Below are 24,947 nucleotides of genomic sequence, written 5' to 3' on the forward strand. Positions count from 1 at the left end.
TTTAAAAAGGCATACCAATACCGAAATTATACTGCACAAAGCGGTAAACATCTGGTCTGTGTGATATATTGAAATCTTCTTTAAACTGTTTTTTATTGAACAAATGTTTGATAACATATTGATCGGAGCCAATAAATTGAGGATCCTTCACTTTTATTCCGGCATCTAGTCTAAATACAAAGTAGTTATAATCAAATCGTAAACCGGCACCAATTCCAATGGCTAATTGGCCTAGAAACTTGTTAAATTTAAATTGACCATCCGGATTTTCAATAAAATCTGAGCTTCTCCAAATATTACCAAAATCAGCAAAAGTTGCGCCTTTGACTTTGGCATTTAAGATATTATCTGCCACTTTAAATCGGTATTCGAGATTAGCTTCTAGTTTTATTTCACCAAGCTGATCTAAATTTCGGAGATTACTCCTCAATGTATCAGCTGTACCCGATGTCCCGAAAACTGCTCGATTATACTTACCTGGGCCTAATGTTCTAGCTTGCCACGCCCTTATACCGCTCGATCCACCAGCAAAGAAATTCTTTTCAAAAGTTAAACGAACACTGTTTCCATACGGAATACCAATGCCAGGGTTAATTCGTGCCACCAACTGTTGTTCGCCACCTAAAGCACGATAATATCTTAAATCAAACTCCGTTTTAACGTATTGTTGATAAGGAATACCAAAAACCTCCTTGAATCCCTCAATATCCTCATTGAATTTTACAATTGAATTTAATAGTGCTAAAGAATTACCAGCAGCATCTAAAGAACCTTTAAAATACCAGAAATTACTGTAGGTATTTAACTTGTTTGCATTAAGCGTAAAAGCATATTTACTACCAAAATTGAAAAACTTTCTATCATTGGTTTTCACATACAATTCGAAGCCTCTCCTAATTAAACTATCTCTTAAAACAGCATCTAATTCACCCTTTCGAAACTCAACATTTATAGGAGTAAAAGAGTGTAACTTTTGTTTTGTTTCAACCCAATCATAAGTAATTGAATTTATAAAAACGCGACTTGAAAAGGCCTCTTTCTGATCAAAAAGCTGGTAGCTACTCGAAATTGTTGTTCGAGGCATCCCATTTTTACCCATCAAGGGAATGTTAAATGGCACCAATAATTTAGGAATCACAAGATTAGCCCCTAATTGAAGATCGCGGCTAAATACACGATCAAAAATTTTAGATTTTCCTGTAGCGTCAAAAAATATTCCGTATTTAACCTTAAGCTCTAAAAGTTCGGCTCCACCAAATAGATTACGATTGGTGTAAGTATTACCAATGTTTAAACCATTCCGACCAGCGTTAAAAATATATTCCCCTTCAATTCTGCTACTCATTCTTTTTAAAGGAGTAATAGTATATCTGGGAATCAATCTTGCGGTACTATCACTAGACTTTTGATAATCAATTTTCACATTCCTAAATACGTTCAAATCATATAAACGATCGTATGTAATATCCTCATTATCAATATTATAAAGATTACCTTTCTTTAAATATACATAACGAGAAATTGGTTTAGGATTAAATTTTCGGGAATAGTCGATAAAATTAAATTGATTATCAATCCTTACAGTATCCAAATTTTGAATGTCTTTTGACCCTGCACTATTGGTTATAGTAATTTGGCTATTATCAATAAGGTAAGTTTGATGGGAAGATTTATTTGCAGGATTAGCCAAATATAATTTTAGATTGACTTCATTATTTTTCAAATTACTATCTACTTCAAACCTTACAAACTGACGTACATAGTCAAAATAGCCATTCTGCTTCATCATTTTAAAGATTTGTTCACGCTCTAATGCTAAAGAGTCTGAGTCGAAACGCTGACCCTCTTTAATATGGCTAAAACGTGCACGATTAGCCATATAAAGAGACTTTGCTGTTGAATCTTCTATAATATAAGTAATTTCTTTAACTTTAAATACAGATCCCTGATCAGCTGTAAACAAAATTTCGGCCTTTTTATTCTCTATTTTAAGGTCGCTTTTCACTTTTGCATTAAGATAACCCTTCGTGGCTAAGAATTTCTCGATTTGCACTCTTGAAATGTCTAATAAAGAGCTATCTAAAATATGGGGTGCTTCACCTATAGATTTTATTCTATCGGTACGATATTTACCTTTCCTGGTATTAAAAGTATTGTATAAAGCTAATTTTTGTTTTGAATTTGGTCGGATATCATTTTGTACAAATGTGGATGCCGACTCTAAAAATTGTTTATCAATACCTTCTATTTTAACTTTTCTAACCAGAGCTTGATCCTCAGTCAAAAACCTGGTAGCGTTGCAGCTAGAAAATATTAATAACAAAAAGCTTATACTTGCAATTAAGTATAGACGGCAGAGAGGATATGATTTCAAAATCTCAAATAAGTTTTATTAAATCTTTACATCAAAAAAAGTTCCGAAAAGAACATCGTCTTTTCATTGTTGAAGGTTATAAATCAATTCAAGAGTTTATTAACTCAAAATACGAAATTGATTCTATCTATCATCTTACAGATGTAATGCCAAAGTTGGGTAAATTATCACAAAATATAAAGTTACATGAGATAAGTCCCGACGAATTGTCAAAGATAAGCACTTTAAATTCACCACAACAATTACTAGCAACCATAAAATTACCTGAACCGGAAGAAATTAATATTCAAACAATAAAAGGGCATTTTGCATTAGCACTTGATGGCATTCAAGATCCTGGCAATTTAGGAACCATTATACGAACTGCCGATTGGTTTGGTATTGAACATATATTTTGCTCAGAAGATACGGTTGAAGCATTCAACCCAAAGGTTGTACAGGCAAGTATGGGCTCATTAGCTAGAATTCAATTAGTTTATACCGACTTAAAAAAGCTATTAAGTAGTAAAGCAACACCCGTTTATGGGGCATTATTGGAAGGAGAATCAATTTATAAAACAAATTTCGGGGAAGAAGGAATACTTTTATTAGGAAATGAAGGAAAGGGAATAAGTGCTAATTTAATGCCTGAAATCGACTTTCCGGTCACAATTCCGCGCTTTGGAAGTGCAGAATCTCTAAATGTTGCCATTTCAACTTCAATAATCTGTTCAGAAATTAGAAGAAATTATTAAAAAATATTGGCTAGCAATAATTATTTGCTACTTTTGCATTCCTTTACAAAAGGTCGGGTGGCCGAGTGGCTAGGCAGAGGTCTGCAAAACCTTCTACAGCGGTTCGAATCCGCTCCTGACCTCATTAAAAAAAATTAAATTTAAAACCATGGGTGTTACACGTTTAAAAAGAAAAGACAGAAAAAATAAGACCACTTCACGTTTAGAGGTTCAATTTTTAAAATTAGGCCGAAACATTGAAATCGGAAGTCGCTCTGCACAATCTGCAAAAAGTCAGGTTAGTAAAAACAATGCAGTTTTAGCTGCAATTGAAGCAGCAGCAAAGAAATAATCTTAAAACATTAAGAATTCAATCCCGATCATTTTGGTCGGGATTTTTTTGTTTAAAAAATTTGGCCTGACAATAATTTTAAAGAAGGCCTTTTAATATTCGCTTAATCAAAGCTGGTCCCTCATAGATAAATCCTGTATAAATCTGGACTAGTGAAGCTCCTGCCTTAATTTTTTCAAGCGCATCTTCTGCCGAATGTATCCCTCCTACTCCAATAATCACAAAAGATTTATTTGATTTTTCTGAAAGGTAACGAATAACTTCCGTAGAGCGTTCAGTTAAAGGTTTTCCACTTAATCCACCACTTTGATTTTTTAAATTAGGACTTGAATTTAAATTTTCTCTTGAAAGCGTTGTGTTTGTAGCAATTACGCCCGCAATTTTTGTTTCAGTAACAATTTCTATGATATCATCTAATTGAGAATTAGTAAGGTCAGGAGCAATTTTAAGTAAAATAGGCTTGGATACCCCATCTCTTAAATTTCTTTGCTGTAAGGTGTTTAAAATATGTTTAAGAGGCTCCTTTTCTTGTAATTCGCGTAAACCTGGTGTATTGGGTGAACTCACATTTACCACAAAATAATCGACTACATCAAACAGGCGGTCGAAGCACTTGATATAATCGCTCACAGCATCCTCATTGGGTGTAATTTTATTTTTGCCAATATTTCCACCAATAATTAAACCCTTCCGATCTACTTGTTTTAAACGAGCAGCAACCACATCAACTCCTTGATTGTTAAAGCCCATTCGATTAATTAAGCCCTCATCTTGAGGTAAACGGAACATCCTAGGTTTTTCATTTCCAGGCTGAGGCAAGGGAGTAACAGTACCAATTTCAATAAAACCAAATCCCAATTCGGCAAAATCTTCAATTAAGGTGGCATTTTTATCAAAGCCTGCTGCTAAACCAACAGGGTTTTTAAACTTTAATCCCATCACTTCACGCTCAAGTCGTTTATCTTCAAATTGATAAAGATTTTTAAGCAATGACTTAACACCCCAAATTCGATTTACTCTCCGTAAACCACCTGTAACAACATGATGTATACTTTCTGGGTCAAATTTAAATAACAGGGGTTTTATTAGCTCGTACATGATGTAAAGTTACAGGTTTGAATGATAAATTCATTTTTGAGAGATGAAAATAAAGAAATGATTTTTTTGTTAAAAATCGATTTCATGCATAACTAGTTAAAATTCAACAATTAATTGGAATGTTTTTTGTATATTAAATATATCTAACCGTGAAAAAATGGCTTTAAGTGAGCAAATGGAACGTCAGGGGGCTTGGCTGTTTAAATACCGAGGTATTTTACCACTTGTTATCTTTGTAATAGCTATAGTTTTATTTTATAAAAATGAAACAGATCCAGAAAATAGGATTTTAAAAAGTGAATCAGAGCAAAGCATTTATGAATTAGTTTGTTTATTAGTCTCATTTCTAGGCTTTTTTATACGCATTTACACCGTAGGTTATAGTCGCCCGAATACCTCAGGCAGAAATACTGAAGAACAAGTTGCAGATGAGCTAAACACCACAGGAATCTACTCAATTATGAGAAATCCACTTTATGTGGGTAATTTTTTCATGTGGTTAGGCATTGCAATGCTTACTAGTAATTTCTGGTTTATAATTTCATTTATCTTATTTTATTTCTTGTACTACGAGCGTATTATTTTTACGGAAGAACAATTTTTAAAGAACAAATTTGGTGATACCTTTATAAATTGGGCAAGAAAAACTCCTATCATTGTTCCAAATTACAGTTCATTTAAGAAAACAGGCTATAATTTCAATTGGAAAAAAGTCTTACGACAAGAAAAGAATGGCTTTGCAGCTCTTCTTATTATATTTTGTCTTTTTGATTTAGGAGCTGAACTTTTAAAGGTTGAGCGTCATTATAACATTCCACTTTACATTGCAGGAGTGGCGTCGATTATTATTTATTTTATATTAAAATTCATCAAATACAATACGAAGCTACTTCAAGATCCACAATAATATTTCATGTTAATTATCTTCTTGATATTAAACTAATTATCTTTTTAGATGTTTGCTTAGTGTTCTAAACGTCACAAACGGAGCAAAATAAGTGAAAAGGCATTTTTTATTTGTACAAACACACAAATTGAGCAGATCAAAATAAATCCTGCTATGACATTCATTTCCCTAAAAATAATCTATAAAATCCGTACTTTTGCGGCAAATGATTGCAATAAATAACCTAACCTTCGAGATTGGTGCAAGGGCATTATACGACGACGCTAATTGGCACATTAAACCAGGAGAAAAAATTGGCCTGATTGGTGCAAATGGAACCGGAAAAACAACATTATTAAAGATAATTGTTGGAGATTATAGCGCTACGAGCGGAACAATCTCCATGGCAAAAGATATAAAGATTGGTTACCTTAATCAGGACCTTCTATCCTACCAAAGCGACAAGAGTATTCTACATGTTGCTATGGAGGCTTTTGAACGTCAAAACCAACTTCATACAGAAATTGAATCTTTACTCAAGAAATTAGAGACCGATTATTCGGATGATTTACTCAATAAATTAAGTGATAAACAAAACGAGTTTGAAGCATTAGACGGCTATAATATTGAATACCGTGCTCATGAAATCATGGCTGGTTTAGGCTTTAGTGATGTTGATACCCAACGCACGCTTTCAGAATTTTCTGGAGGTTGGCGCATGCGTGTAATGCTCGCTAGAATTCTGCTTCAAAGTCCGGATATTCTTTTACTAGATGAGCCAACTAACCACCTCGATTTACCTTCCATAAAATGGCTTGAATCTTATTTACAAGCTTTTGAAGGTGCTATTGTCATCGTTTCTCACGATAGATACTTCCTTGATAGAGTGGTAAAAAAGATTGTGGAGTCGAGAAAGGGCAAACTAATTCCTTATGCAGGAAATTATAGTTTCTACATTGAGGAAAAAGGGCTCAGAGAGGAAATTCAAAGTGGTCAGTTTAAAAATCAGCAGGCTAAAATAAAGCAAGAAGAGCGTTTAATTGAACGATTTAGAGCTAAAGCAAGTAAGGCTAAGATGGCTCAATCACGAATTAAAGCTCTCGAAAAAATGGAACGTGTAGATGATGTAGATGACGATAATCCATCGGTGAACTTTAGTTTCAAATTTAGTAAGCAGTCTGGAAGGCACGTTATTCGGATTGAAGATCTTACCAAATCATACCCTGGTGTTCCCATTGTTAAAAATGCAACCGGAACCATAGAAAAGGGCGATAAAATTGCACTTATTGGTGCTAACGGTAGAGGTAAATCAACGGTTCTAAAGATAATTGCTGGTGCCGATAAAAATAATTTTACCGGAATGTGTGAAACAGGGCATAATGTAACGCAAACATTTTTTGCGCAACATCAATTGGAAGCCCTTCATCTTGAAAACACATTAATTCAGGAATTACAAGCTTTTGCCCCAAAACATACCGAAACTGAATTACGTTCTATTTTAGGTTGTTTCCTATTCACAGGTGATGATGTCTTCAAAAAGATTAAAGTCCTTTCTGGAGGAGAAAAATCAAGGGTAGCCTTAGCAAAGGCATTAACTGCAGATGCCAATTTCCTTATCCTGGATGAGCCTACAAATCACCTTGATATTGCATCAGTAAATATCTTAATATCTGCTTTACAACAATATGAAGGCACATTTATCGTTGTTTCTCACGATAGATACATGCTCGATAATGTGGCTAATAAAATTTGGTTTATTGAAGATCAAGAGATTAAGGAATATCCTGGGACTTATGCCGAGTACGAAGAGTGGAACTCTAAAAGGGTTTATACTCCTAAAAAAATAGAGGAAAATCCTAAAAAAGAGGAAAAGAAAATAGAAAAACCAAAAGTTCAAACTGAAGACAAGAGCAAGGAAATAAAAAAGCTTAATCAAGAATTGCAAAAGCTTGAATCCGACATTGCAGAGCTTGAAAATGCTGTAAAAGATGCTGAAGCTGAACTAAGCAAAGAGGAAGTTTTTACTAATCCTGATAAACTTGCAGAAGCCAATAGGCGCTACCAGCAGCTAAGTCCGCGTTTACTCAAAGCACAAGCAGAATGGGAGCGCATGGCCGAAGAAATTATGGAACTTGAGGGGAATTAATTCTCCCCTCCTTTTAGCCTTTAGGTTGGAGAAATAAATGATTTTATGAAAAAATTAATCATTCTAATTCCACTTTTACTGTCTTTTTCATTGCTAATGGGACAGAAAAAGGTGCGTATCCGACCGGTTGAAACTCCTTTCAATACTATTCGATATGAGAATTATGTATATATCCCTGAGATAAAAACAGTTGAATTCTATCATCGTAGTAAGGAACAATCCATTCCTGTTTATGTATTGGGCAGTAGCGAAAATCTAATTTTAGCATTCGATGATTTGCGTACTGGCAGCAGAAACATGACCTATTCGATTGAGCATTGTGATGCTGAGTGGAATAGCAGCCGACTCTCCCCTTTTGATTATTTGATTGGTTTTACGGAAGATCGTATCAATGATTACCGCATATCTTTCAATACTTTTCAGAAATACACGCATTATGAGTTAAGCTTGCCAAATCTGACTGTAAAACCCAAAATTTCAGGCAATTATCTTTTAAAGGTTTATGAGGATAATGACCAAAGAAAAATTTTGATTACTAAGCGCTTTTTTGTGGTCGACCCTCAAGTATCAATTCTAGCAGAAATCAATCGTTCTAATAATGTTGCATTAAGAAATGAAATGCAAAAATTAAATGTAGTGGTTGAACATGGACAGAAAATTATCAATAATCCCTACATAGAAACAAAAATTAGAGTATTACAAAATGGGAGGCATGATAATTCACAAACATTAATCCGACCGAATTTTATTAGAGCAAATCAACTGGTTTACAACGACTTAAAAACACTAGATTTTAAAGGTGGAAATGAATTTAGACGCTTTGATATCCGAAGTTTAAGATTTAGAACAGAGCGAATCGGTAAAATTATTCAGGATACTGTAAATCATGTTTTTTTATTGAACGATATATCAGAAAACCGTTTAGGATACACATTTATTAATGATGAAAATGGTGCATTTTACGTCCGTAATTTAGATGGGCGCGACCAAAGAACAGATGCTGATTATGCAACAGTGCACTTTAGTTTATCCGAAAAAAAACCTTTTACAAATGGAAATCTATTTGTAGTTGGCCAGTTCAATGATTATCGCCTGATTAATAAATTGGATTACGATGATTCTAGAAATCGTTTTACTGGGTCTATTTTATTAAAACAAGGCTTAATCGACTATCATTATGTTTGGCTTGATGAAGATGGCAAAACAAGAGATGATGTTTATTTTGATGGATCACATTTTGAAACCGAGAATTATTACCAAATATTCTTTTATCATCGTAAGCCAGGTTCTAGGTGGGAAGAATTAATTGGCTATACACAAATTAATACTGCAAGACGATAGCTCAAAAAGCGTCTGAATTTCCCCTAATTTGACATAATTGCGAAAAAAGCAATTATAATAAAGCCTTATATTTGCAGCATGAGCACAATAACAAAGAATCCGAAAGAATCATTTACCATCATGAATGAATTGGTTCTTCCTAATGATACCAATACATTAAATAATTTAATGGGTGGACGATTATTACATTGGATGGATATTGCTGCAGCTATTTCGGCTCAAAAACACTGCAATAATATTGTTGTGACTGCTTCGGTGGATAATGTATCTTTTAAGCATGCCATCAAACTCGGTGATGTTATTACCATTGAAGCTGTGGTAACCCGAGCATTTAGTACTTCTATGGAAGTAAGATTAGATGTATGGGCAGAAAATATCCCTTCTGGGTCCAGAATAAAATCAAACGAAGCCTTTTACACCTTTGTAGCCATAGATGCAGACGGCAAAACAGTCGCAGTGCCTGAAATAATGCCTGAAACTGAACTAGAAAATAAATTATTTGAAGGTGCGCTTCGTCGCCGACAATTACGCCTTATTCTTGCCGGAAAAATGAAAGCAGACGATGCTACCGAACTAAAAGCATTATTCTTTAATAATAATTAAAATCAAGGAGCTGAAATTTAGCTCCCTAATTCTACAATACGGTCAAATTCTTCTACTTTCATTCCCATAACTGAAAGTCGGCCTTGCTTTACCAGCCCTATATTTTGAAGACGTAAATCCGCCTTAATTTGCTCTAAAGTAACCGGATTTTTGAGCGTTTCAACCGGGATCAAATCAACAACTACCCAGTTTTGATCTTCTGTAGTTGGATCTTGGTATGATTCACGAACCACCTTAGCAATACCAACAACAGATTTCCCTTCATTACTATGATAAAATAGAACTAAATCACCCTCCTTCATCTCTCTTAAGTTATTTCTAGCTTGATAATTACGAACGCCATCCCAAAAAGTACGACCATCCTTATTGAATTGCTCCCAGCTGTATTTAAAGGGCTCTGATTTTACTAACCAATAATTCATATTTCTAATTTTTATAGAAATCTCCTAATGCATCTGTTTATTAGATTTTAAAAGATTTATGCAAAACTAAGAAATTGAAACCATTAGGCGATAGAATTAAAAAAAACGCTTTAGTATGATCAAAATAACCAGATTTATCGTTATTTCAGAAAATGGGTTTTTATTGCCTTATCTAATTATATCATCAACAAAGAAAATGCTCTTAACACTAGTGAAGTTAAATCAACAGGCATGACTAGCGATGAAGCTCTAACAGAATTACAGAAAGCTAAAAACAAATTAGATCTTGGCTTGATTGGCAAAGAAGACTTTGAATCATTAAAAATTAGACGAATTAATAATCTGTCTTAATTTAAAAAAAGCTCGCTACATCGATTTTATGAGCTTTTTTCATGCCTAAATTGCATAAAAACAGTAAGATTATAGATAAGGAAAGTATAAAACCAGCAATATTAATTTTCGATTAATATTTTTAATTTCCATACAGAAATTGTAATATTGAACAATAGTGGAGTCTAGAAACCATAATAAAAACAGGGCCGAAACGAAAAGCCAAACGAGTAGTAATTAAAAACAATAAAAAATCAATGGAATCACAAAAAGTAGATATGTTTATCATGGCAAATGCGAAATATTTCGAGAGTCATCAACTTAATGCAATCAGAGAGAGATTGTTAACATTAGATGATTCAAAATGGGCTATGATTTCTACCGTACAACTAAAAGATCCTTCAACTAGCTTAATTGTTTCAATTTTTGCAGGTTATCTGGGAGTTGACCGATTTATTATTGGTGATACAGGTCTTGGAATTGGCAAATTACTTACTTGTGGTGGTTTGGGTATCTGGACAATCGTAGACTGGTTTATGATACAAGGTGCCACTAGAGATAAAAACATGCAAAAAATACAAAACTATTTGTATTAATGACTTTAAGCAGGAATAAGCTTTATATTTTTATAATTACAGCTTGTTTAACAGGGTATATTTGGCTTTATTGGAGCTTAAGCAAGCTTTCTAAGATAAATACAGAAATCGAAGTTTGTTTAATTAAAAATATAACAACTATACCCTGCCCCTCTTGCGGTTCAACGCGTTCTGTCCTTGCAATTACACAAGGTAATTTTAATGAAGCTTTTTTTATCAACCCATTAGGGTATATTTTAGCTTTCATCATGTTTTTTATTCCATTTTGGATTTTTTTTGATTTTATATTGAAAAAAGAAACATTTCTAAACATTTATCAAAAAGCTGAAAGTATTTTAAAAAGACCAATCATTTCAATCCCACTTTTGATATTCATTCTAATAAATTGGGCTTGGAACATAGTAAAAGGATTATGATAGAGCTTAACACATTTGCTTATACTCCCGAAGAACATGAGGCAGAAAAGGCTTCCAACAGCTATTTAATGTCATTAGTAGCAATAATTGCTGGATTACCATTACCGATCATTAATCTTATTGCAACTCTTATTTTTTATTTAGGGAACCGTAATTCAAGCTATTTTGTTCGTTGGCATTGTACGCAGGCCTTATTATCGCAAGTATCCATGCTATTTATTAATAGTTATGGGTTTTGGTGGACTGTCTCCATCCTATTTACTGAAGAAAAGGTAACAAATAATTTTATTGCCTATTTAATTGCAGCCTTTGTTTTCAATTTGGCAGAATTTATAGCGACAATTTACACGGCCATACAAACCAGAAAAGGAATTCATGTAGAGTGGTGGTTTTATAGCAATCTTACACATTTAGTTTGCAGATCATGAAAAAAACTATTATTCAGGGACTTATAAGTGTTTTCTTATTTTTTGCCAGCTGGTTTGCTTTAACAAAAATAGACTGGCTAACAATTTTTAAAGTTGAAAAAGTCACGAACAAAACCGAAGAAAAACTAGGCGATATTTTTTGGGAAGTTTTTAAAAAATCTGGCAAAGAAAATAAAAATCCATTCGTTATTAAAAGTATTGATAGCCTAGTAAATAAAATATGTGCATCAAATAATATTGAACCTAAGAGTTTACAAATTCATGTCCTTGAGAATGATGAGATTAATGCATTTGCCTTACCTAATGGACATTTAGTTATTCAGAGCGGTTTAATTTTAAATGCTGATAATCAAGCTGAATTAAGTGGAGTAATTAGTCATGAGATTGCTCATATTCAATTAAATCATGTTATGCAAAAACTGATTAAGGAAATCGGTTTATCTGTTTTAATTTCTATGACCACCGGAAGTGGTAGTCCGGAGATAATTAAAGAAGCTGCCAAAACTCTTTCTTCTTCGGCATTCGACAGAGATTTAGAGAAAGAAGCCGATTTAAAGGCGGTAGACTACCTTAATGAATCAAAAATAAATCCTGAGCCTTTCGCAAATTTTCTTTTCAAACTATCTAAAAATGAGGGAGCTAGCGCAGAATATCTGACTTGGATAAGTACTCATCCGAATTCAAAAAATAGGGCAGAATACATAATTGAGTATAATAAAGGTAAAGAAACTGAATACGAAAACATCATTAGCAAAGCTAGCTGGATTAAGCTGAAAGAATCTATAAAAGAATAATCTTATTTAATTTTGAATAAGATTCCCCTACCTTAAACTGTCAAAAACACTATATTTAGGATTCAAAAAAGAAATATGATCCGTATAGTACTTTTTTTAATTTTCCTAATTAGTGTAAGTTTTTCAGATACCGCTAACACAGATTTTAGCGATGAAAAGGCCCGTTGGAAGCAACATGCAGCACAAACAGAAATTATCAGAGATGATTTTGGTGTTCCTCATATTTATGGAAAAACAGATGCAGATGCTGTTTTCGGATTGCTCTATGCCCAATGTGAAGATGATTTTAATCGCGTAGAACGAAATTATATTTGGGCCATCGGCCGACTCGCAGAAATTGAAGGCGAAAATGCTATTTACAGTGATTTACGTGCCAAATTATTCATGACCCAAGAGGAAGCCATCGCAAATTATGAAAAGAGTCCCATTTGGCTTAAAAGCCTCTGCCAAGCCTTTGCAGATGGAATAAATTACTATCTAGCCACACATCCCGAGGTAAAACCTCAATTAATTACCCGATTTGAGCCCTGGATGCCTATGTATTTTAGTGAGGGCTCTATTGGTGGGGATATTGAGAAAATTTCTCTTAAAAAGCTAGGTGATTTTTATGATCAAAAGAATGGGGATAAAGCCCACCTGACTGGCTCTTTGTTAATTAAAGATAATGAGCCGAGAGGTTCAAATGGTTTTGCTATATCTGGCAAATTAACAGAATCAGGAAAGGCCATGTTATTAATTAACCCGCATACCTCCTTCTTTTTTAGAGGTGAAGTACATGTTGTGAGTGAAGAGGGATTAAATGCTTACGGGGCCGTAACCTGGGGTCAGTTTTTTGTCTACCAAGGATTTAACGAAAAAACAGGCTGGATGCATACTTCATCTGATGTAGATATTATTGATGAATTTGAAGAAAGTATTGTAAAAAATAAAGAAAGAACTCAATATCGCTATGGCAGTGAATTACGTAATATTGATTCTAATTTGGTTCAGATTTCTTATAAAACTGGGCAAGGTTTAAAGAAAAAATCCTTTATGACCTATCGAAGTCATCACGGACCAATTACTCATTCTTCAAATAATAAATGGGTATCAACGGCAATGATGTGGAGTCCTGTGAAAGCCTTGGAGCAATCTTATCTAAGAACCAAAAATTCCAATCATCAAGAATTTCAAAAGATGATGGACATCCGCACAAATTCATCAAATAATACCGTTTATGCCGATGCAGATGGCAATATTGCCTATTATCACGGTAATTTTATCCCAAAAAGAGATGTAAAATTTGATTATAAAAAACCAGTGGATGGCTCTAATCCAGATACAGATTGGAAGGGTTTACATCCACTAAAAGATCAAATATTCTTGTTAAATCCTGCGACTGGCTGGATACAAAACTGCAATTCCACACCATTTACTAGCGCCGGAAAAAACAGTCCCAAGCAAGAAAATTACCCCAATTACATGTCCTACTCACCTGAAAATTACAGAGGAATTCATGCCATTTCTCTTTTGAGTAAAGCAAAGAAATTAAACCTTGATAAACTTATTGAATTAGCATACGATCCATACCTGCCCGGTGCAGAAGAATTGACCAAAGCTTTATTAAAAGCATACCAAGCTGAACCAAGGGAGAATACAGATATAAAGCAGGCTATAAACACATTAAAAAACTGGGATTTTCGCACGTCTGAGACATCCACAGCAATGACCATGATTCAGTTTTACCTTAATACTTATAATCGTTCTGGTAAGATTCCTAATGGTTTAAACTTCATGGAACGTATTGAATACATCGGTACAAAAGCATCCGCTAAAGAACGTTTAGATTTATTTCAGACTAGTCTAGAAAAACTAAAAACCGATTTTGGATCTATTGAAACAGCTTGGGGAGAGTTTAATCGCTATCAACGTATTAATGGCGATATAAATCAAGAATTTAATGATTCCGCACCAAGCATTGCTATCGGAATGGCGTCCGGAGAATGGGGAGCATTGGCATCTTTTGGGACTAGATTTGGGAAAAACACAAAACGCCAATATGGAACAGCTGGAAATAGCTTTGTTGCCGTTGTTGAGTTTGGTGATAAAGTTAAAGCTAAGTCTATTTTAGCTGGCGGACAAAGTGGGGATCCTAAATCAATACATTTTGATGATCAAATGCAGCCTTATGCTGATCGTCAGTTTAAAACCGTAGCTTATTATCGCGAAGATGTATTGAAAAGAGCTAAGTCAAAATATCATCCAGGAGAATAGTGTATTTATTAATTTAAAATTAATTATTTATAATTTAAAGATATAATTATAATGAAAATATTAAAATCCATTCTCACTATAATTTTCATCATTTGCTCCATAAACATGAAGGCACAAACCATTTTCCCTTTGTATGAAGGAGAAATTCCAAATAGTAAGTCGACTACAAATCGTGAGAAATCAAACGTTGATGCAGCTGGTATAGAGCGCATCAGCAAGGTTTCTATTCCTACATTAAGTATGTATGCCTCTGAAAAACAGAATAATAAAACAGCTGCAGTGATTATTTGTCCCGGAGGTGGATATGGAATTTTAGCAGCTTCTCACGAGGGTTCCGATGTAGCACGTGAATTTAATCGTATGGGTATCACTGCATTCGTTTTAAAGTACCGTTTGCCGGATGATTCAACGATGCTAGATAAAAGTATTGGTCCACTGCAAGATGCTCAAAGAGCCATCCAATTAGTTAGAGAAAATGCTGAGCAATTCGGAATTGATCCAACTAAAATTGGAATAATGGGATTCTCTGCTGGCGGGCATTTAGCAGCAAGTGCATCTACCCGATTTAAGGAGCAATTAATTGATAATGAAAAAAATACATCCCTCCGACCAGATTTCTCAATACTCATTTATCCAGTAATTAGTTTTATGGACGGATTAACACATTCTGGAAGCAGACAGAATTTAATAGGCAAAGAAACTAGCTTAGAAATCCGACAAAAATTCTCTAATGAGCTTCAGGTAAGTCACGAAACCCCTCCCGCATTTCTTGTGCATGCCTCAGATGATGCAGCTGTACCTGTAGCCAATAGTATTGTATATTATGAGTCTTTATTAAAAAGAAAAGTATATAGCCAATTGCTAATTTATCCTAAAGGGGGACATGGTTTTGGGATGAATAATAAAACGACTAGGGATAAATTCATGGTCGGACTAAAATACTGGTTGCAATCGAATGATTTTTACCATAATTCTCTTTAAAAATTCAAAAAACAAAAGCAATAATAGGCTTTCCATAGATTTTTCCTAATTTCAGCCTCGATGAAATCTCCAGCCTTATTATTTTTATTTATCACGCTTTTAATGGCTTCTTCCTGCAATTATGTAAGGAAAATTAATGAAGATCCTATTCCATCATTCACCGCCATTAAAGGAATAAAATATACAGAGGTTAGGCGGTCATTTCAAAACGGACTCTCATTCAATGAGCAGGGTTTCCAGCTCGAACCTGAATGGAATATTTACTTCAATGCCGATGATTCGGTCAAGATATTTAGTCCCGAGAAACAACAATACATGACCTACCGCATTTTCCATAGCCATAAGGCATTATTTCAATTTGCACGCGAGTGGTTTAGAGTTTTACATGTAAGCAAAGACAGTATTCTTTTACAAGTAATGGAATTGGAAGCAAGAGTTGTAAAGGAGGAAAAGTCGAGCATTTTCATGAAGCTATATTCGGACGAATACATTAAAAATGGATTAAAAACCGATGCTAAACGCTTAAAAGCCCCAACCAGAGACGATAGCCTATTCATAAAATATAGAGCTATACAGGCAAATAGCAGTTTAGATAGCGCTTTTGCAGCTAGAAACCCGGTAGTTTTAAGCAGCCGTAGCAAAATTACCCGAGTAGAAAAAATCAAAGCAAGTCTCGACCCCTATTTAGGCCATGTAAACCGCTCTGAAGAGTATTTATACCCCGAATATCGAATAAATATCGATAAGGCATATAAAGACTTTCAATACTCCTTTTCAGTCCTTGTTGATCATAAAGGCAAAATGCATTTTAAAGATTTTTTAGTCGCAGTTGAACCCGAATTTCTTGAAACTAAAACAAAAGTGGCCAAAGGCATTATTGATATTTACCTTAAAAACACCCTCAATGTTAAGCCTGGAAATACTTTAGGATTTCCACATACAAGCTTAATTAATCTTCATGTAATTGGAAAGAAATAAAATAAATTTAAGATTAAATTTATTTCTTAATGAATAATTTTGAATAGAAGTTCTTTCATTAAATCGCCTTGTTCAGTATTTCCACTAGCATCCACTCCTTTTACTTTTAGATCACATTCGCGGAGATAGCTAATTATTCTGAAGACCTTTTCTTTGTTGTATGCTCTTGCTGCTTGTTCATAATCCTTGACAAAATATGGACCAACACCTAATTCTTTAGCAAGACCTTGAGGAGATCGGTCGGTAGCATAATGAAACCTCAAAATTTTAGAAAAATAAGAATTCAAATTTCCTAAAACTAAGAAAATGGGGTTATTCTTAGGGTTTTCGGCAAAATAATTAATGATTTGATTGGCTTTATAGGCATCCTTACGGGATATAGCATGTTGAAGTTCAAAAACATTATAGTCTTTACTGATACCAATATTATTTTGGATATCAGTTGTATTGATTTCTTGTCCCGCCTTCACGTTAAGCATCAATTTTTCGAGCTCATTGGATACTTTAGAGAGGTCATTCCCTAAATACTCGGCCATGAGAGCTGATGCTTGTGCTTGAATTTTATAGCCTTTGTCGCGGACAAAACTTTCAATCCAGGCCGAAATCTTATTATCATTTAAGCTAGCAGATTCGAAAACTACACCAGTCTTTTCGATGGCTTTATAGGTCTTTTTTCGTTTATCAAACTTAGCATGACGAAAACAAAACACCAAAATGGTACTTGGAAGTGGATTTTCAAAATACGCTAAAAGTGGGTCTGGAGCTTTCTTATCATCTTCGCCATCTTTTCCCCACTTCAATTCTTGAGCTTCTTTAACCAAAATAACTTGGTATTCGCTCATCATTGGATAACGCTTGGCAGCATTAAGGATACTCATAATATCTGAATCTTTTCCATAGAAAACACTCTGATTAAAACCCTTTTCAGCATCAGAAAGCACATTTTCCTCAATAAAATCACTGATTTTATCAATATAATATGATTCCTCCCCATGAAGTAGGTAAATCGGTTTAAACTGTCGATTTTTAATGTTTTTTATTAGGTCCTTGAAATCCATTGTGAATGTCGAAATTACAAAATAATGTAATGCTTTACACATTCAAAATCAGAATAAAAATAAAAGCCGGAATATTTGGCTTTTGATATTAAAATATGAAATTTACAGGAATGTTTGAGCCTATTCCATTAAATCTTCCACCCTATCCCATTCGAATAAAAGAAGAGGAAAATGGCACCTATATTTTTGATGTAATCCGGAAAAAATTCTTGTTTTTAACGCCCGAAGAATGGGTCAGGCAGCATTTAGTTCACTTTTTAATTGAGGAAAAGAAATATCCACGCACATTGATTCAATTGGAAGGCGGACTCAAATTAAATAATTTACAGAAACGTTCTGATATTTTAATTTTCAATAATTTCGGTAAAAAGATAGTCCTGATTGAATGTAAAGCCCCATCCGTAAAAATCAGTCAGGAAACATTCGATCAAATTGCACGATATAACTTTATTCATCAAGTAAAATGGCTATTTGTGAGCAATGGACTTCAGCATTATTGCTGTGAAATTGATTTTGAACAACAATCTTACCGCTTCGTAAAGGAATTACCCGAATATTCTACAGCTTCGCAATAAATTGATTTTCATTAATTTATAAAAAACAGATAAATTTTTATTTGTCGTTTAAAAAACTACCTTTATAATAAGCTTTTGCTTTTTTAACATCTACAAACAATTTAACCTTATCAAAATACATCCAAAGGGTGTTTATTAGTATGTTTTATTTTTTTTAAAATTTATATGGCCATTTTAATCTTTTTTGTTGCTCATTGGTTCCTTTCCTTATTTTTCCAGACTTTTTTCCAGCATCGTTATGCATCTCACAGAATGTTTACCATGAGTAAAACTTGGGAACGTATAGTTTATTTGATGGCCTATATTTTTGAAGGTGCTTCTTTTTTGAACCCTAGAGCTTATGCATTAATGCATCGCGAGCATCACGCTTATAGCGATACCGAGAAAGATCCGCATTCTCCACATTTTTTTACGGATGTATTTCAAATGATGAAATCAACCATCATCACCTTTAGAGATCATTTAAACAGAACTAAAGATCCTGAAGCACGTTTCAAAGGCAATTACCCTGAATGGCCAATTATAGATAGAATAGGTTCTTCAATAGCCTCTAGATTACTTTTTGGAGCTGCTTACACTTGGTTTTATATTGAATTTGTACCCGCTGGCTCTGAATGGATGTACTTATTACTACCTATCCATTATTTGATGGGTCCGCTACATGGTGCCATTGTAAACTGGTGTGGACATAAATATGGCTATTCAAATTTCGATAATAATGATAAATCGAAAAACACCACCCCATTTGATTTCCTAATGCTTGGCGAATTATTTCAAAACAATCACCATAAATATCCCAATAGTGCAAATTTTGGTAAGAAATGGTTTGAAATAGATCCTGTTTACCCAATTATGAAGGTAATGCATAAGCTCGGAATAATTAGGCTTAGAAAAGCGGTCTAAATTACATTATTGAGTATAATTAATTATTCTACTTTATACTCTCACTGTGATCATTTTCGAAATTCTCGCCCGACCAGACTTTTTGAGAAGTCCATTTAGCTGGTGGATTTGCCCAAAATGGATTAGTCTCTGCTAATCCCAAAGGTAAAAAGATAGCAGTACTCAAATACGGGCTACCTTGATTATTGTAAGAATCAGCCAAATTAGGTTGATCACCATATAATCCCAAGGTTAACCAGCCATTTTTATAGCTTGTAGGACTTTCTAGTGTCTTTTTAATGACTGCTGTTAAGGCAGAGCGAACCTGCTCCGGACTAATTTGTTTGGGTAAGCGATTTTTCCAAGCCATATCAGCCAAATGATGAAATGCAGCGCCACGGTAAATAATTGAACGGCCAGTGGCTGGAAAACTACCATCCGTATGAATTAATCTTTCCTGAATGATAGCATAGCGCTCATTTCTAGCTTTAATTTTTCCAAACATCTGGTTGTAGGCATTTGTTTTTTGCCCTATAACATCCATCAAAGTCCCTAAATATGGATGAATCACATAAGAATTATAATAATCAAAGGCAAAAGAACTCCCATCTTTATACATGCCATCGCCAACATACCATTGTTCTAATTGTTGCAATGAATAATCAACACGCATTACATCCCATTCAAAACCATATTTAGCCATAAATGCCTCATTCATAGCTGAAAAAAGTAACCAATTAGAAAAACCAGGTTTAAATTTTCGGGTTGTTGCTATGGATTTAACCAATAATTGTTGGTTCTTTTTATCCAAGTTTTCCCAGAGCCAAGGCGCACGAATAAAAGCCAATGAGATAAAAGAAGCATCAACTAATTGCTGACCCGCGATATCATAATTCATGAAATCTTTCGCATTAGAATCTAAAGAGTTTTTGATTCCCTGAATGGTCCATTCTCTATATTGCTTTCTAAGTGAAATCTCCTCCTTAGAGCCACCCTCTAATTGCAACCATGGTGCAATTCCACTTAACACTCGGCCTAAGACCTCTACATATTGCACCTTTATCCTACTTTCCTTATTATCCACACGAATGGATACTGTTTGAGGCATATTAATTCTCAAACTATCTTTCGCCAAATTATAAAGTACAGGTCGCACCATTTTATCCATTTCTTGAAGCCAAAATTGACGATCAGTTTGGACTACTATTTTCTGGGATGCGACTTTCTTTTGAGCAAATACATGAGCCCAATGAAAGTTCACAAAAAGAAAGATAAGAGCAATTTTAAAAACTAGTGATTTCATATTATCATTTGTAGGAGAAAAAACATATTAATTAAGGGTGCCTTAACAAAATTAAAAATAGAATTGGTTTAGACATCTTATTAATTAAAAATCAAGCATTTTTTTGATTCTAGCACTATTAAAATCGATTTTTCTTGGAAATGTCATATATTAATCGTAATATTGCAATTAAATATGGGACTAACCAAATCTGAAATCTTTTCTGAGGAGCAAAATCAATTAGCTCAACTATTGAAGGCGATGGCTCATCCGGCAAGAATTGCCATTTTGCAGCAATTGATGAAGAGTGAGACTTGCATTTGTGGAGAATTGGTTGATGAATTAGGTTTAGCGCAAGCAACCATATCGCAGCATTTGAAGGAATTGAAAAATGCGGGATTAATTCAGGGGACTATTGAGGGGGTTAGTGTATGTTATTGTATAAATCCCGAAACCTGGAAAATGTTAGAAAAAGAGACTAGTAATTTCTTTGCAAATTTTCAAGCAACTAAAAACTGCTGTTAAAAATTTTTTGAATTAAAACATCGCAATATTACAATTAATAAAAATAGAATTATATGAAAACCGAGGCAGAAATAAAAGAATTGGTAAGGCAAAAGTATAGTGAGATTGCTTTACAAGACAAAACTACCAATGAAAGTTCATGTTGTGGTGCAGGAGGCTGTAGTACAGAGGTTTATAATATCATGACAGATGATTATAGCAATGTAGAGGGTTATAACCCAGATGCTGACCTTGGTTTAGGTTGTGGACTACCGACTCAGTTTGCTGTTATAAAAAAGGGTGATGTGGTAATTGACCTTGGATCTGGAGCAGGAAACGATTGTTTTGTAGCACGTGCAGAAGCAGGAGAAAGTGGGAAAGTAATTGGTATTGACTTTACCGAGGCCATGATTAACAAGGCAAGAGAAAATGCGGAGAAGCTTGGTTTCAATAATGTTGAATTTAGGCAAGGAGATATCGAAAATATACCTGTTACATCAAATACAGCTGATGTGGTAGTTAGCAATTGTGTATTAAACTTAGTTCCAAATAAGAACAATGTTTTTAAAGAGATTTTCAGGGTTTTAAAGCCTGGTGGTCATTTTAGTATTTCGGATGTTGTATTGCTTGGAAGTTTACCTGATAAAATAAGAAATGCGGCAGAAATGTATGCAGGATGTGTTTCTGGAGCAATTCAAAAAGAAACCTATCTAGAATTAATTGAATTGAATGGCTTTAAAAATATGACTATCCAGAAAGAAAAAGCCATTATTATTCCGGATGACATTTTGATAAACTATCTAAATGTTGAAGAAATTGCAGCTTTTAAATCAGGGAATACTGGCATTTATAGTATTAGTGTATATGCACAAAAACCTATTGAGAACGCTCCAGTTTGCACTCCAGGAGGAGGATGTTGCTAGGGTAAATGCTTATAAATTAGAAAACGCTGATCGGTTAAACCGATCAGCATTTTTTATTAATTAGCTGATAATGAACTTAATGCAGCTTCAAGGATTTTGAGTTTTGAAAGCGCATCTTCTTTTTTACGACGTTCATTTTCAACCACTTCCTCTTTTGCATTTTGAACAAAACGTTCATTTGAAAGTTTTGCATCCACAGAACGTAAAAATCCTTGTAGATAATCGATTTCCTTCTCTAAACGCTCTTTTTCAGCTTCTACATCAATATTATTGGCAAGTGAGATGAAGAACTCATCTTTTCCAGCCATGAAAGTATTAGCCCCAATAACTGGTTCTGAAACAAATTCTGACGTGCTAATATTCGCCAATTTAAAAAGTATAGGCAAATAGTTTTCATATTTAATTGCCGAATTCACACGTATACTTAGTGGAAGAGCTTCTTTAGGAGAAATTTGCTTAGCATTTCTAACATTTCTAATTTCTGAGACTACCTGTTTGATGGTATCTACATCATTGAGAAGTGTAGAATCAACATTTCCAGCAAGTGGATAAGGGGCAACAATACAGCAATCTAGCTCAGAACGTTCAATAAATAAATCATCATGCCATAATTCCTCTGTTAAGAAAGGCATAAATGGATGCAATAATTTTAATATACGTTCAAAGTATGCTATGGTTATGCGATAGGTCTCAGGATCAATTGGCTGTTGATAGGCAGGCTTTATCATTTCCAAGTACCAAGCACAGAAATCATCCCAAACAAGTTTGTAAATGCCCATTAAAGCATCCGAGAGTCGGTATTGCTTATAATTATCTTCAATCTCTGTAAAAGCCTGATTAAATGCAGAATCAAACCAATTAATTGCTTGTTGATTGGTATTTGGAAGGCTTTCATCCACTTCCCAACCTTTTACTAAACGGAAAGCATTCCACACCTTGTTTGCAAAATTCCGACCTTGTTCGCAATAGCTTTCATCAAACATTAAATCATTTCCGGCAGGCGAGCATAAAAGCATACCAACACGTACACCATCGGCACCATATCTCTCAATCAGATCAATCGGATCAGGTGAATTCCCCAATGATTTCGACATCTTTCTCCCCTGCTTATCACGCACAATACCAGTAAGATACACGTTTTTAAAGGGAGCTTTTCCTCTAAACTCATGGCCTGCCATGATCATTCTGGCTACCCAAAAGAAAAGAATTTCAGGTGCGGTAACCAAATCATTTGTGGGATAGTAATAATTAATATCCTTATTATCAGGGTCTTTAAATCCGTCGAAAACAGAAATTGGCCACAACCATGACGAAAACCAAGTATCTACCACATCATCATCTTGACGGATGTTTGATGGATCAGAATCTGGAAATTGATTTTTAAATTCAATTATTGCTTCCTCCTTAGTTTTTGCAACAACCCACTCTCCTTTCAAATTGTACCAGGCCGGAATTCTTTGTCCCCACCACAATTGCCTACTTATACACCAATCCTTCACATTTTCCATCCAATGCTTATAGGTATTGATGAATTTTTCAGGAATTAGCTTCACTTCACCATTCAGAACATAATCTAATGCAGGCTCCGACATTTCAGACATCTTACAGAACCATTGCATAGAAAGCTTAGGCTCGATAGCTGCATCAGTACGTTCAGAAAAGCCGATTTGCGATTTATAATCTTCAACCTTCTCTAAGCACCCTGCCTCATCTAGCATTTTATGGATCATTTTACGAGCAATAAATCGATCTTCGCCGACCAAAATTTTTGCATTCTCGTTTAAAGTTCCATCATCATTTAAAATATCAATGACTTGCAGCTTATGCTTTACACCCAATTCATAATCATTTAAATCGTGTGCGGGAGTAACTTTTAGGCATCCTGTACCAAATTCCATATCCACATACTCATCCTCAATTACAGGTATCTCTCTGTTTATCAATGGAATAAAAACAGATTTACCCTTCAAATGAGTAAAGCGTGGATCTTTAGGATTGATACAAATGGCAGAATCAGCCATAATCGTCTCAGGACGAGTGGTAGCAATTGTTAAATAGCTTTTAGATGTACTAGATTCATCTTTAACTTCATATTTTATATAAAAAAGCTTCTGATTAACCTCTTTACGAATTACTTCTTCATCCGAAACAGCAGTTTTACCTTTAGGATCCCAATTTACCATACGAATACCGCGGTAAATCCAACCTTTTTTATATAAATGAATAAAGGTATCAATTACCGCTTCTGAAAGGTCTTCTTCCATGGTAAAACGCGTTCTATCCCAATCACATGAGGCACCTAATTTCTCCAATTGCTTGAGAATGATACCGCCATATTTATCTTTCCATTCGTATGCATAGTTTAGAAATTCATCCCTACTTACATCCTTCTTCTCAATACCTTTTTCCTTAAGCATCGCAACCACCTTCGCTTCAGTAGCAATAGAAGCATGGTCGGTTCCAGGCACCCAGCATGCATTTTTTCCTTGCATACGAGCTCTACGAATCAAAACATCCTGAATGGTATTATTGAGCATGTGGCCCATGTGAAGCACGCCTGTAACGTTTGGTGGCGGAATCACGATGGTGTAAGGCTCTCTCTCATCAGGTACTGAACGGAAGAATTTTTTATCCAACCAATAGGAATACCATTTATCCTCTGTTTCTCTTGGATTATATGTTTTAGGAATACTCATTTGCCAAAGCGGAATTTAAAATTGTAAAAATACATTTTTGGGAGGTATTTTTTGAATAGAATTGCTGTATTTTCTGAAAAATGATTGATATGGTATTTTGACGGTCTTTCATAAATTAATAATGTCCGAAAAAAATACAAAAATTTATTATGTGGATAAATTTTACATTCGCTATTAAATGAAGAAAAGTGAAAAACGAAAAAGTCAAGATACTGAAAATCAATATTTTATAGTTTATTAAAAAGAATTTCACAGTTTTGCGAATAAATATAACATATCTGAATTTTACATTTTTTGTTTTTTAATAATCTATATT

23 protein-coding genes and 1 tRNA gene are annotated in these 24,947 nt (G+C 34.3%); 18 read left to right on the forward strand and 6 right to left on the reverse strand.

From position 1 onward, the window contains the following. Window position 1: 1 nt before the first annotated feature. Entirely contained in the window at window positions 2–2,284 is a 2,283-nt protein-coding gene (locus tag QZ136_RS08945; RefSeq protein ID WP_291402586.1) for a BamA/TamA family outer membrane protein, read from the reverse strand. Window positions 2,285–2,334: 50 nt separating this feature from the next. On the opposite strand from QZ136_RS08945, the gene QZ136_RS08950 reads away from it, so the two are divergent. From QZ136_RS08950 to QZ136_RS08960, 3 genes are all read left to right on the forward strand, one after another. Next, entirely contained in the window at window positions 2,335–3,108 is a 774-nt protein-coding gene (locus tag QZ136_RS08950) for an RNA methyltransferase (RefSeq protein ID WP_363245106.1), read from the forward strand. Window positions 3,109–3,159: 51 nt separating this feature from the next. Further along, window positions 3,160–3,230, forward strand: a tRNA-Cys gene (locus QZ136_RS08955). A gap of 26 nt (window positions 3,231–3,256) precedes the next feature. After that, window positions 3,257–3,439, forward strand: coding sequence for a spore protein (locus QZ136_RS08960; protein WP_291402588.1), 183 nt, complete (start codon window positions 3,257–3,259; stop codon window positions 3,437–3,439). 78 nt (window positions 3,440–3,517) lie between these two features. Here QZ136_RS08960 and QZ136_RS08965 read toward each other — a convergent pair whose 3' ends face one another. Further along, window positions 3,518–4,537 (reverse strand): quinone-dependent dihydroorotate dehydrogenase, encoded by a 1,020-nt coding sequence (locus QZ136_RS08965; protein ID WP_291402589.1) that lies wholly within the window; start codon window positions 4,535–4,537, stop codon window positions 3,518–3,520. A gap of 157 nt (window positions 4,538–4,694) precedes the next feature. Here QZ136_RS08965 and QZ136_RS08970 point away from each other — a divergent pair, with 157 nt between their 5' ends. The 4 genes from QZ136_RS08970 to QZ136_RS08985 all read left to right on the forward strand — a co-directional run bounded on the left by QZ136_RS08970 (window position 4,695) and on the right by QZ136_RS08985 (window position 9,513). Beyond that, entirely contained in the window at window positions 4,695–5,444 is a 750-nt protein-coding gene (locus QZ136_RS08970; RefSeq protein WP_291402591.1) for an isoprenylcysteine carboxylmethyltransferase family protein, read from the forward strand. Between the two features lie 205 nt (window positions 5,445–5,649). Beyond that, entirely contained in the window at window positions 5,650–7,569 is a 1,920-nt protein-coding gene (locus QZ136_RS08975; protein WP_291402593.1) for an ABC-F family ATP-binding cassette domain-containing protein, read from the forward strand. Window positions 7,570–7,614: 45 nt separating this feature from the next. Then, window positions 7,615–8,910 (forward strand): DUF5103 domain-containing protein, encoded by a 1,296-nt coding sequence (locus QZ136_RS08980; RefSeq protein ID WP_291402595.1) that lies wholly within the window; start codon window positions 7,615–7,617, stop codon window positions 8,908–8,910. Between the two features lie 78 nt (window positions 8,911–8,988). Next, the gene (locus QZ136_RS08985; RefSeq protein WP_291402597.1) at window positions 8,989–9,513 is read left to right on the forward strand and encodes an acyl-CoA thioesterase; all 525 of its coding nucleotides are present in this window, start codon (window positions 8,989–8,991) and stop codon (window positions 9,511–9,513) included. A gap of 17 nt (window positions 9,514–9,530) precedes the next feature. Here the strand turns inward: QZ136_RS08985 and QZ136_RS08990 are convergent, their stop codons facing one another. After that, a complete protein-coding gene (locus QZ136_RS08990; protein ID WP_291402599.1) occupies window positions 9,531–9,935 on the reverse strand; it encodes an EVE domain-containing protein in 405 nt (134 codons plus the stop codon). Window positions 9,936–10,522: 587 nt separating this feature from the next. Here QZ136_RS08990 and QZ136_RS08995 point away from each other — a divergent pair. From QZ136_RS08995 to QZ136_RS09025, 7 genes are all read left to right on the forward strand, one after another. After that, window positions 10,523–10,861 carry a TM2 domain-containing protein gene (locus tag QZ136_RS08995; RefSeq protein WP_291402601.1) on the forward strand — a complete coding sequence of 113 codons (339 nt, stop codon included), beginning with the start codon at window positions 10,523–10,525 and terminating at the stop codon, window positions 10,859–10,861. Then, complete coding sequence (locus QZ136_RS13455) at window positions 10,861–11,277, forward strand: DUF2752 domain-containing protein (protein WP_363245110.1); 417 nt, start codon at window positions 10,861–10,863, stop codon at window positions 11,275–11,277. Before QZ136_RS08995 ends, QZ136_RS13455 begins: the two co-directional genes overlap by 1 nt. Further along, window positions 11,274–11,705 (forward strand): DUF4870 domain-containing protein, encoded by a 432-nt coding sequence (locus QZ136_RS09005; protein WP_291402605.1) that lies wholly within the window; start codon window positions 11,274–11,276, stop codon window positions 11,703–11,705. Before QZ136_RS13455 ends, QZ136_RS09005 begins: the two co-directional genes overlap by 4 nt. Beyond that, entirely contained in the window at window positions 11,702–12,499 is a 798-nt protein-coding gene (locus QZ136_RS09010) for a M48 family metallopeptidase (protein ID WP_291402607.1), read from the forward strand. The genes QZ136_RS09005 and QZ136_RS09010 overlap by 4 nt, the downstream gene beginning before the upstream one ends. Before the next feature lie 75 nt (window positions 12,500–12,574). After that, the gene (locus tag QZ136_RS09015; RefSeq protein WP_291402609.1) at window positions 12,575–14,752 is read left to right on the forward strand and encodes an acylase; all 2,178 of its coding nucleotides are present in this window, start codon (window positions 12,575–12,577) and stop codon (window positions 14,750–14,752) included. A gap of 51 nt (window positions 14,753–14,803) precedes the next feature. After that, window positions 14,804–15,733 (forward strand): alpha/beta hydrolase, encoded by a 930-nt coding sequence (locus QZ136_RS09020; RefSeq protein WP_291402611.1) that lies wholly within the window; start codon window positions 14,804–14,806, stop codon window positions 15,731–15,733. A 60-nt stretch (window positions 15,734–15,793) separates the two neighbouring features. Continuing rightward, complete coding sequence (locus QZ136_RS09025; RefSeq protein WP_291402613.1) at window positions 15,794–16,711, forward strand: hypothetical protein; 918 nt, start codon at window positions 15,794–15,796, stop codon at window positions 16,709–16,711. A 26-nt stretch (window positions 16,712–16,737) separates the two neighbouring features. Here the strand turns inward: QZ136_RS09025 and holA are convergent, their stop codons facing one another. After that, a complete protein-coding gene (gene holA / locus QZ136_RS09030) occupies window positions 16,738–17,769 on the reverse strand; it encodes a DNA polymerase III subunit delta (protein WP_291402615.1) in 1,032 nt (343 codons plus the stop codon). A gap of 110 nt (window positions 17,770–17,879) precedes the next feature. Between holA and QZ136_RS09035 the strand changes: the two genes are divergently transcribed. Together QZ136_RS09035 and QZ136_RS09040 are read left to right on the forward strand one after the other, a co-directional pair. Then, the gene (locus QZ136_RS09035; protein WP_291402934.1) at window positions 17,880–18,344 is read left to right on the forward strand and encodes a type I restriction enzyme HsdR N-terminal domain-containing protein; all 465 of its coding nucleotides are present in this window, start codon (window positions 17,880–17,882) and stop codon (window positions 18,342–18,344) included. A gap of 165 nt (window positions 18,345–18,509) precedes the next feature. After that, the gene (locus QZ136_RS09040) at window positions 18,510–19,247 is read left to right on the forward strand and encodes an acyl-CoA desaturase (RefSeq protein ID WP_291402617.1); all 738 of its coding nucleotides are present in this window, start codon (window positions 18,510–18,512) and stop codon (window positions 19,245–19,247) included. A 28-nt stretch (window positions 19,248–19,275) separates the two neighbouring features. Here the strand turns inward: QZ136_RS09040 and QZ136_RS09045 are convergent, their stop codons facing one another. After that, complete coding sequence (locus QZ136_RS09045; protein ID WP_291402620.1) at window positions 19,276–20,529, reverse strand: DUF2264 domain-containing protein; 1,254 nt, start codon at window positions 20,527–20,529, stop codon at window positions 19,276–19,278. Window positions 20,530–20,703: 174 nt separating this feature from the next. On the opposite strand from QZ136_RS09045, the gene QZ136_RS09050 reads away from it, so the two are divergent. Both QZ136_RS09050 and QZ136_RS09055 read left to right on the forward strand, forming a co-directional pair. Continuing rightward, window positions 20,704–21,033: a metalloregulator ArsR/SmtB family transcription factor gene (locus tag QZ136_RS09050; RefSeq protein ID WP_291402622.1), complete on the forward strand. Its 330-nt coding sequence runs from the start codon at window positions 20,704–20,706 to the stop codon at window positions 21,031–21,033. Window positions 21,034–21,086: 53 nt separating this feature from the next. Then, the gene (locus QZ136_RS09055; RefSeq protein WP_291402624.1) at window positions 21,087–21,935 is read left to right on the forward strand and encodes an arsenite methyltransferase; all 849 of its coding nucleotides are present in this window, start codon (window positions 21,087–21,089) and stop codon (window positions 21,933–21,935) included. 56 nt (window positions 21,936–21,991) lie between these two features. Here QZ136_RS09055 and QZ136_RS09060 read toward each other — a convergent pair whose 3' ends face one another. Next, entirely contained in the window at window positions 21,992–24,631 is a 2,640-nt protein-coding gene (locus tag QZ136_RS09060) for a valine--tRNA ligase (protein WP_291402626.1), read from the reverse strand. Window positions 24,632–24,947: the final 316 nt, after the last annotated feature.

Origin of the sequence: Daejeonella sp. (assembly GCF_017495225.1) — a bacterium.
Lineage (GTDB): Bacteria > Bacteroidota > Bacteroidia > Sphingobacteriales > Sphingobacteriaceae > Daejeonella.

Excerpts from the sequence above, each read along its gene's own strand:
- QZ136_RS09040 (WP_291402617.1), top strand. The coding sequence starts at position 18,510 with ATGGCCATTTTAATCTTTTTTGTTGCTCATTGGTTCCTTTCCTTATTT.
- QZ136_RS08985 (WP_291402597.1), top strand. The coding sequence starts at position 8,989 with ATGAGCACAATAACAAAGAATCCGAAAGAATCATTTACCATCATGAAT.
- QZ136_RS09055 (WP_291402624.1), top strand. The coding sequence starts at position 21,087 with ATGAAAACCGAGGCAGAAATAAAAGAATTGGTAAGGCAAAAGTATAGT.
- QZ136_RS08980 (WP_291402595.1), top strand. The coding sequence starts at position 7,615 with ATGAAAAAATTAATCATTCTAATTCCACTTTTACTGTCTTTTTCATTG.
- QZ136_RS08965 (WP_291402589.1), bottom strand. The coding sequence starts at position 4,537 with ATGTACGAGCTAATAAAACCCCTGTTATTTAAATTTGACCCAGAAAGT.
- QZ136_RS09050 (WP_291402622.1), top strand. The coding sequence starts at position 20,704 with ATGGGACTAACCAAATCTGAAATCTTTTCTGAGGAGCAAAATCAATTA.
- QZ136_RS09020 (WP_291402611.1), top strand. The coding sequence starts at position 14,804 with ATGAAAATATTAAAATCCATTCTCACTATAATTTTCATCATTTGCTCC.
- holA (WP_291402615.1), bottom strand. The coding sequence starts at position 17,769 with ATGGATTTCAAGGACCTAATAAAAAACATTAAAAATCGACAGTTTAAA.
- QZ136_RS09045 (WP_291402620.1), bottom strand. The coding sequence starts at position 20,529 with ATGAAATCACTAGTTTTTAAAATTGCTCTTATCTTTCTTTTTGTGAAC.
- QZ136_RS09060 (WP_291402626.1), bottom strand. The coding sequence starts at position 24,631 with ATGAGTATTCCTAAAACATATAATCCAAGAGAAACAGAGGATAAATGG.
- QZ136_RS08960 (WP_291402588.1), top strand. The coding sequence starts at position 3,257 with ATGGGTGTTACACGTTTAAAAAGAAAAGACAGAAAAAATAAGACCACT.
- QZ136_RS09035 (WP_291402934.1), top strand. The coding sequence starts at position 17,880 with ATGTTTGAGCCTATTCCATTAAATCTTCCACCCTATCCCATTCGAATA.
- QZ136_RS08970 (WP_291402591.1), top strand. The coding sequence starts at position 4,695 with ATGGCTTTAAGTGAGCAAATGGAACGTCAGGGGGCTTGGCTGTTTAAA.
- QZ136_RS09010 (WP_291402607.1), top strand. The coding sequence starts at position 11,702 with ATGAAAAAAACTATTATTCAGGGACTTATAAGTGTTTTCTTATTTTTT.
- QZ136_RS09025 (WP_291402613.1), top strand. The coding sequence starts at position 15,794 with ATGAAATCTCCAGCCTTATTATTTTTATTTATCACGCTTTTAATGGCT.
- QZ136_RS08995 (WP_291402601.1), top strand. The coding sequence starts at position 10,523 with ATGGAATCACAAAAAGTAGATATGTTTATCATGGCAAATGCGAAATAT.
- QZ136_RS09005 (WP_291402605.1), top strand. The coding sequence starts at position 11,274 with ATGATAGAGCTTAACACATTTGCTTATACTCCCGAAGAACATGAGGCA.
- QZ136_RS08990 (WP_291402599.1), bottom strand. The coding sequence starts at position 9,935 with ATGAATTATTGGTTAGTAAAATCAGAGCCCTTTAAATACAGCTGGGAG.
- QZ136_RS08975 (WP_291402593.1), top strand. The coding sequence starts at position 5,650 with ATGATTGCAATAAATAACCTAACCTTCGAGATTGGTGCAAGGGCATTA.
- QZ136_RS09015 (WP_291402609.1), top strand. The coding sequence starts at position 12,575 with ATGATCCGTATAGTACTTTTTTTAATTTTCCTAATTAGTGTAAGTTTT.
- QZ136_RS13455 (WP_363245110.1), top strand. The coding sequence starts at position 10,861 with ATGACTTTAAGCAGGAATAAGCTTTATATTTTTATAATTACAGCTTGT.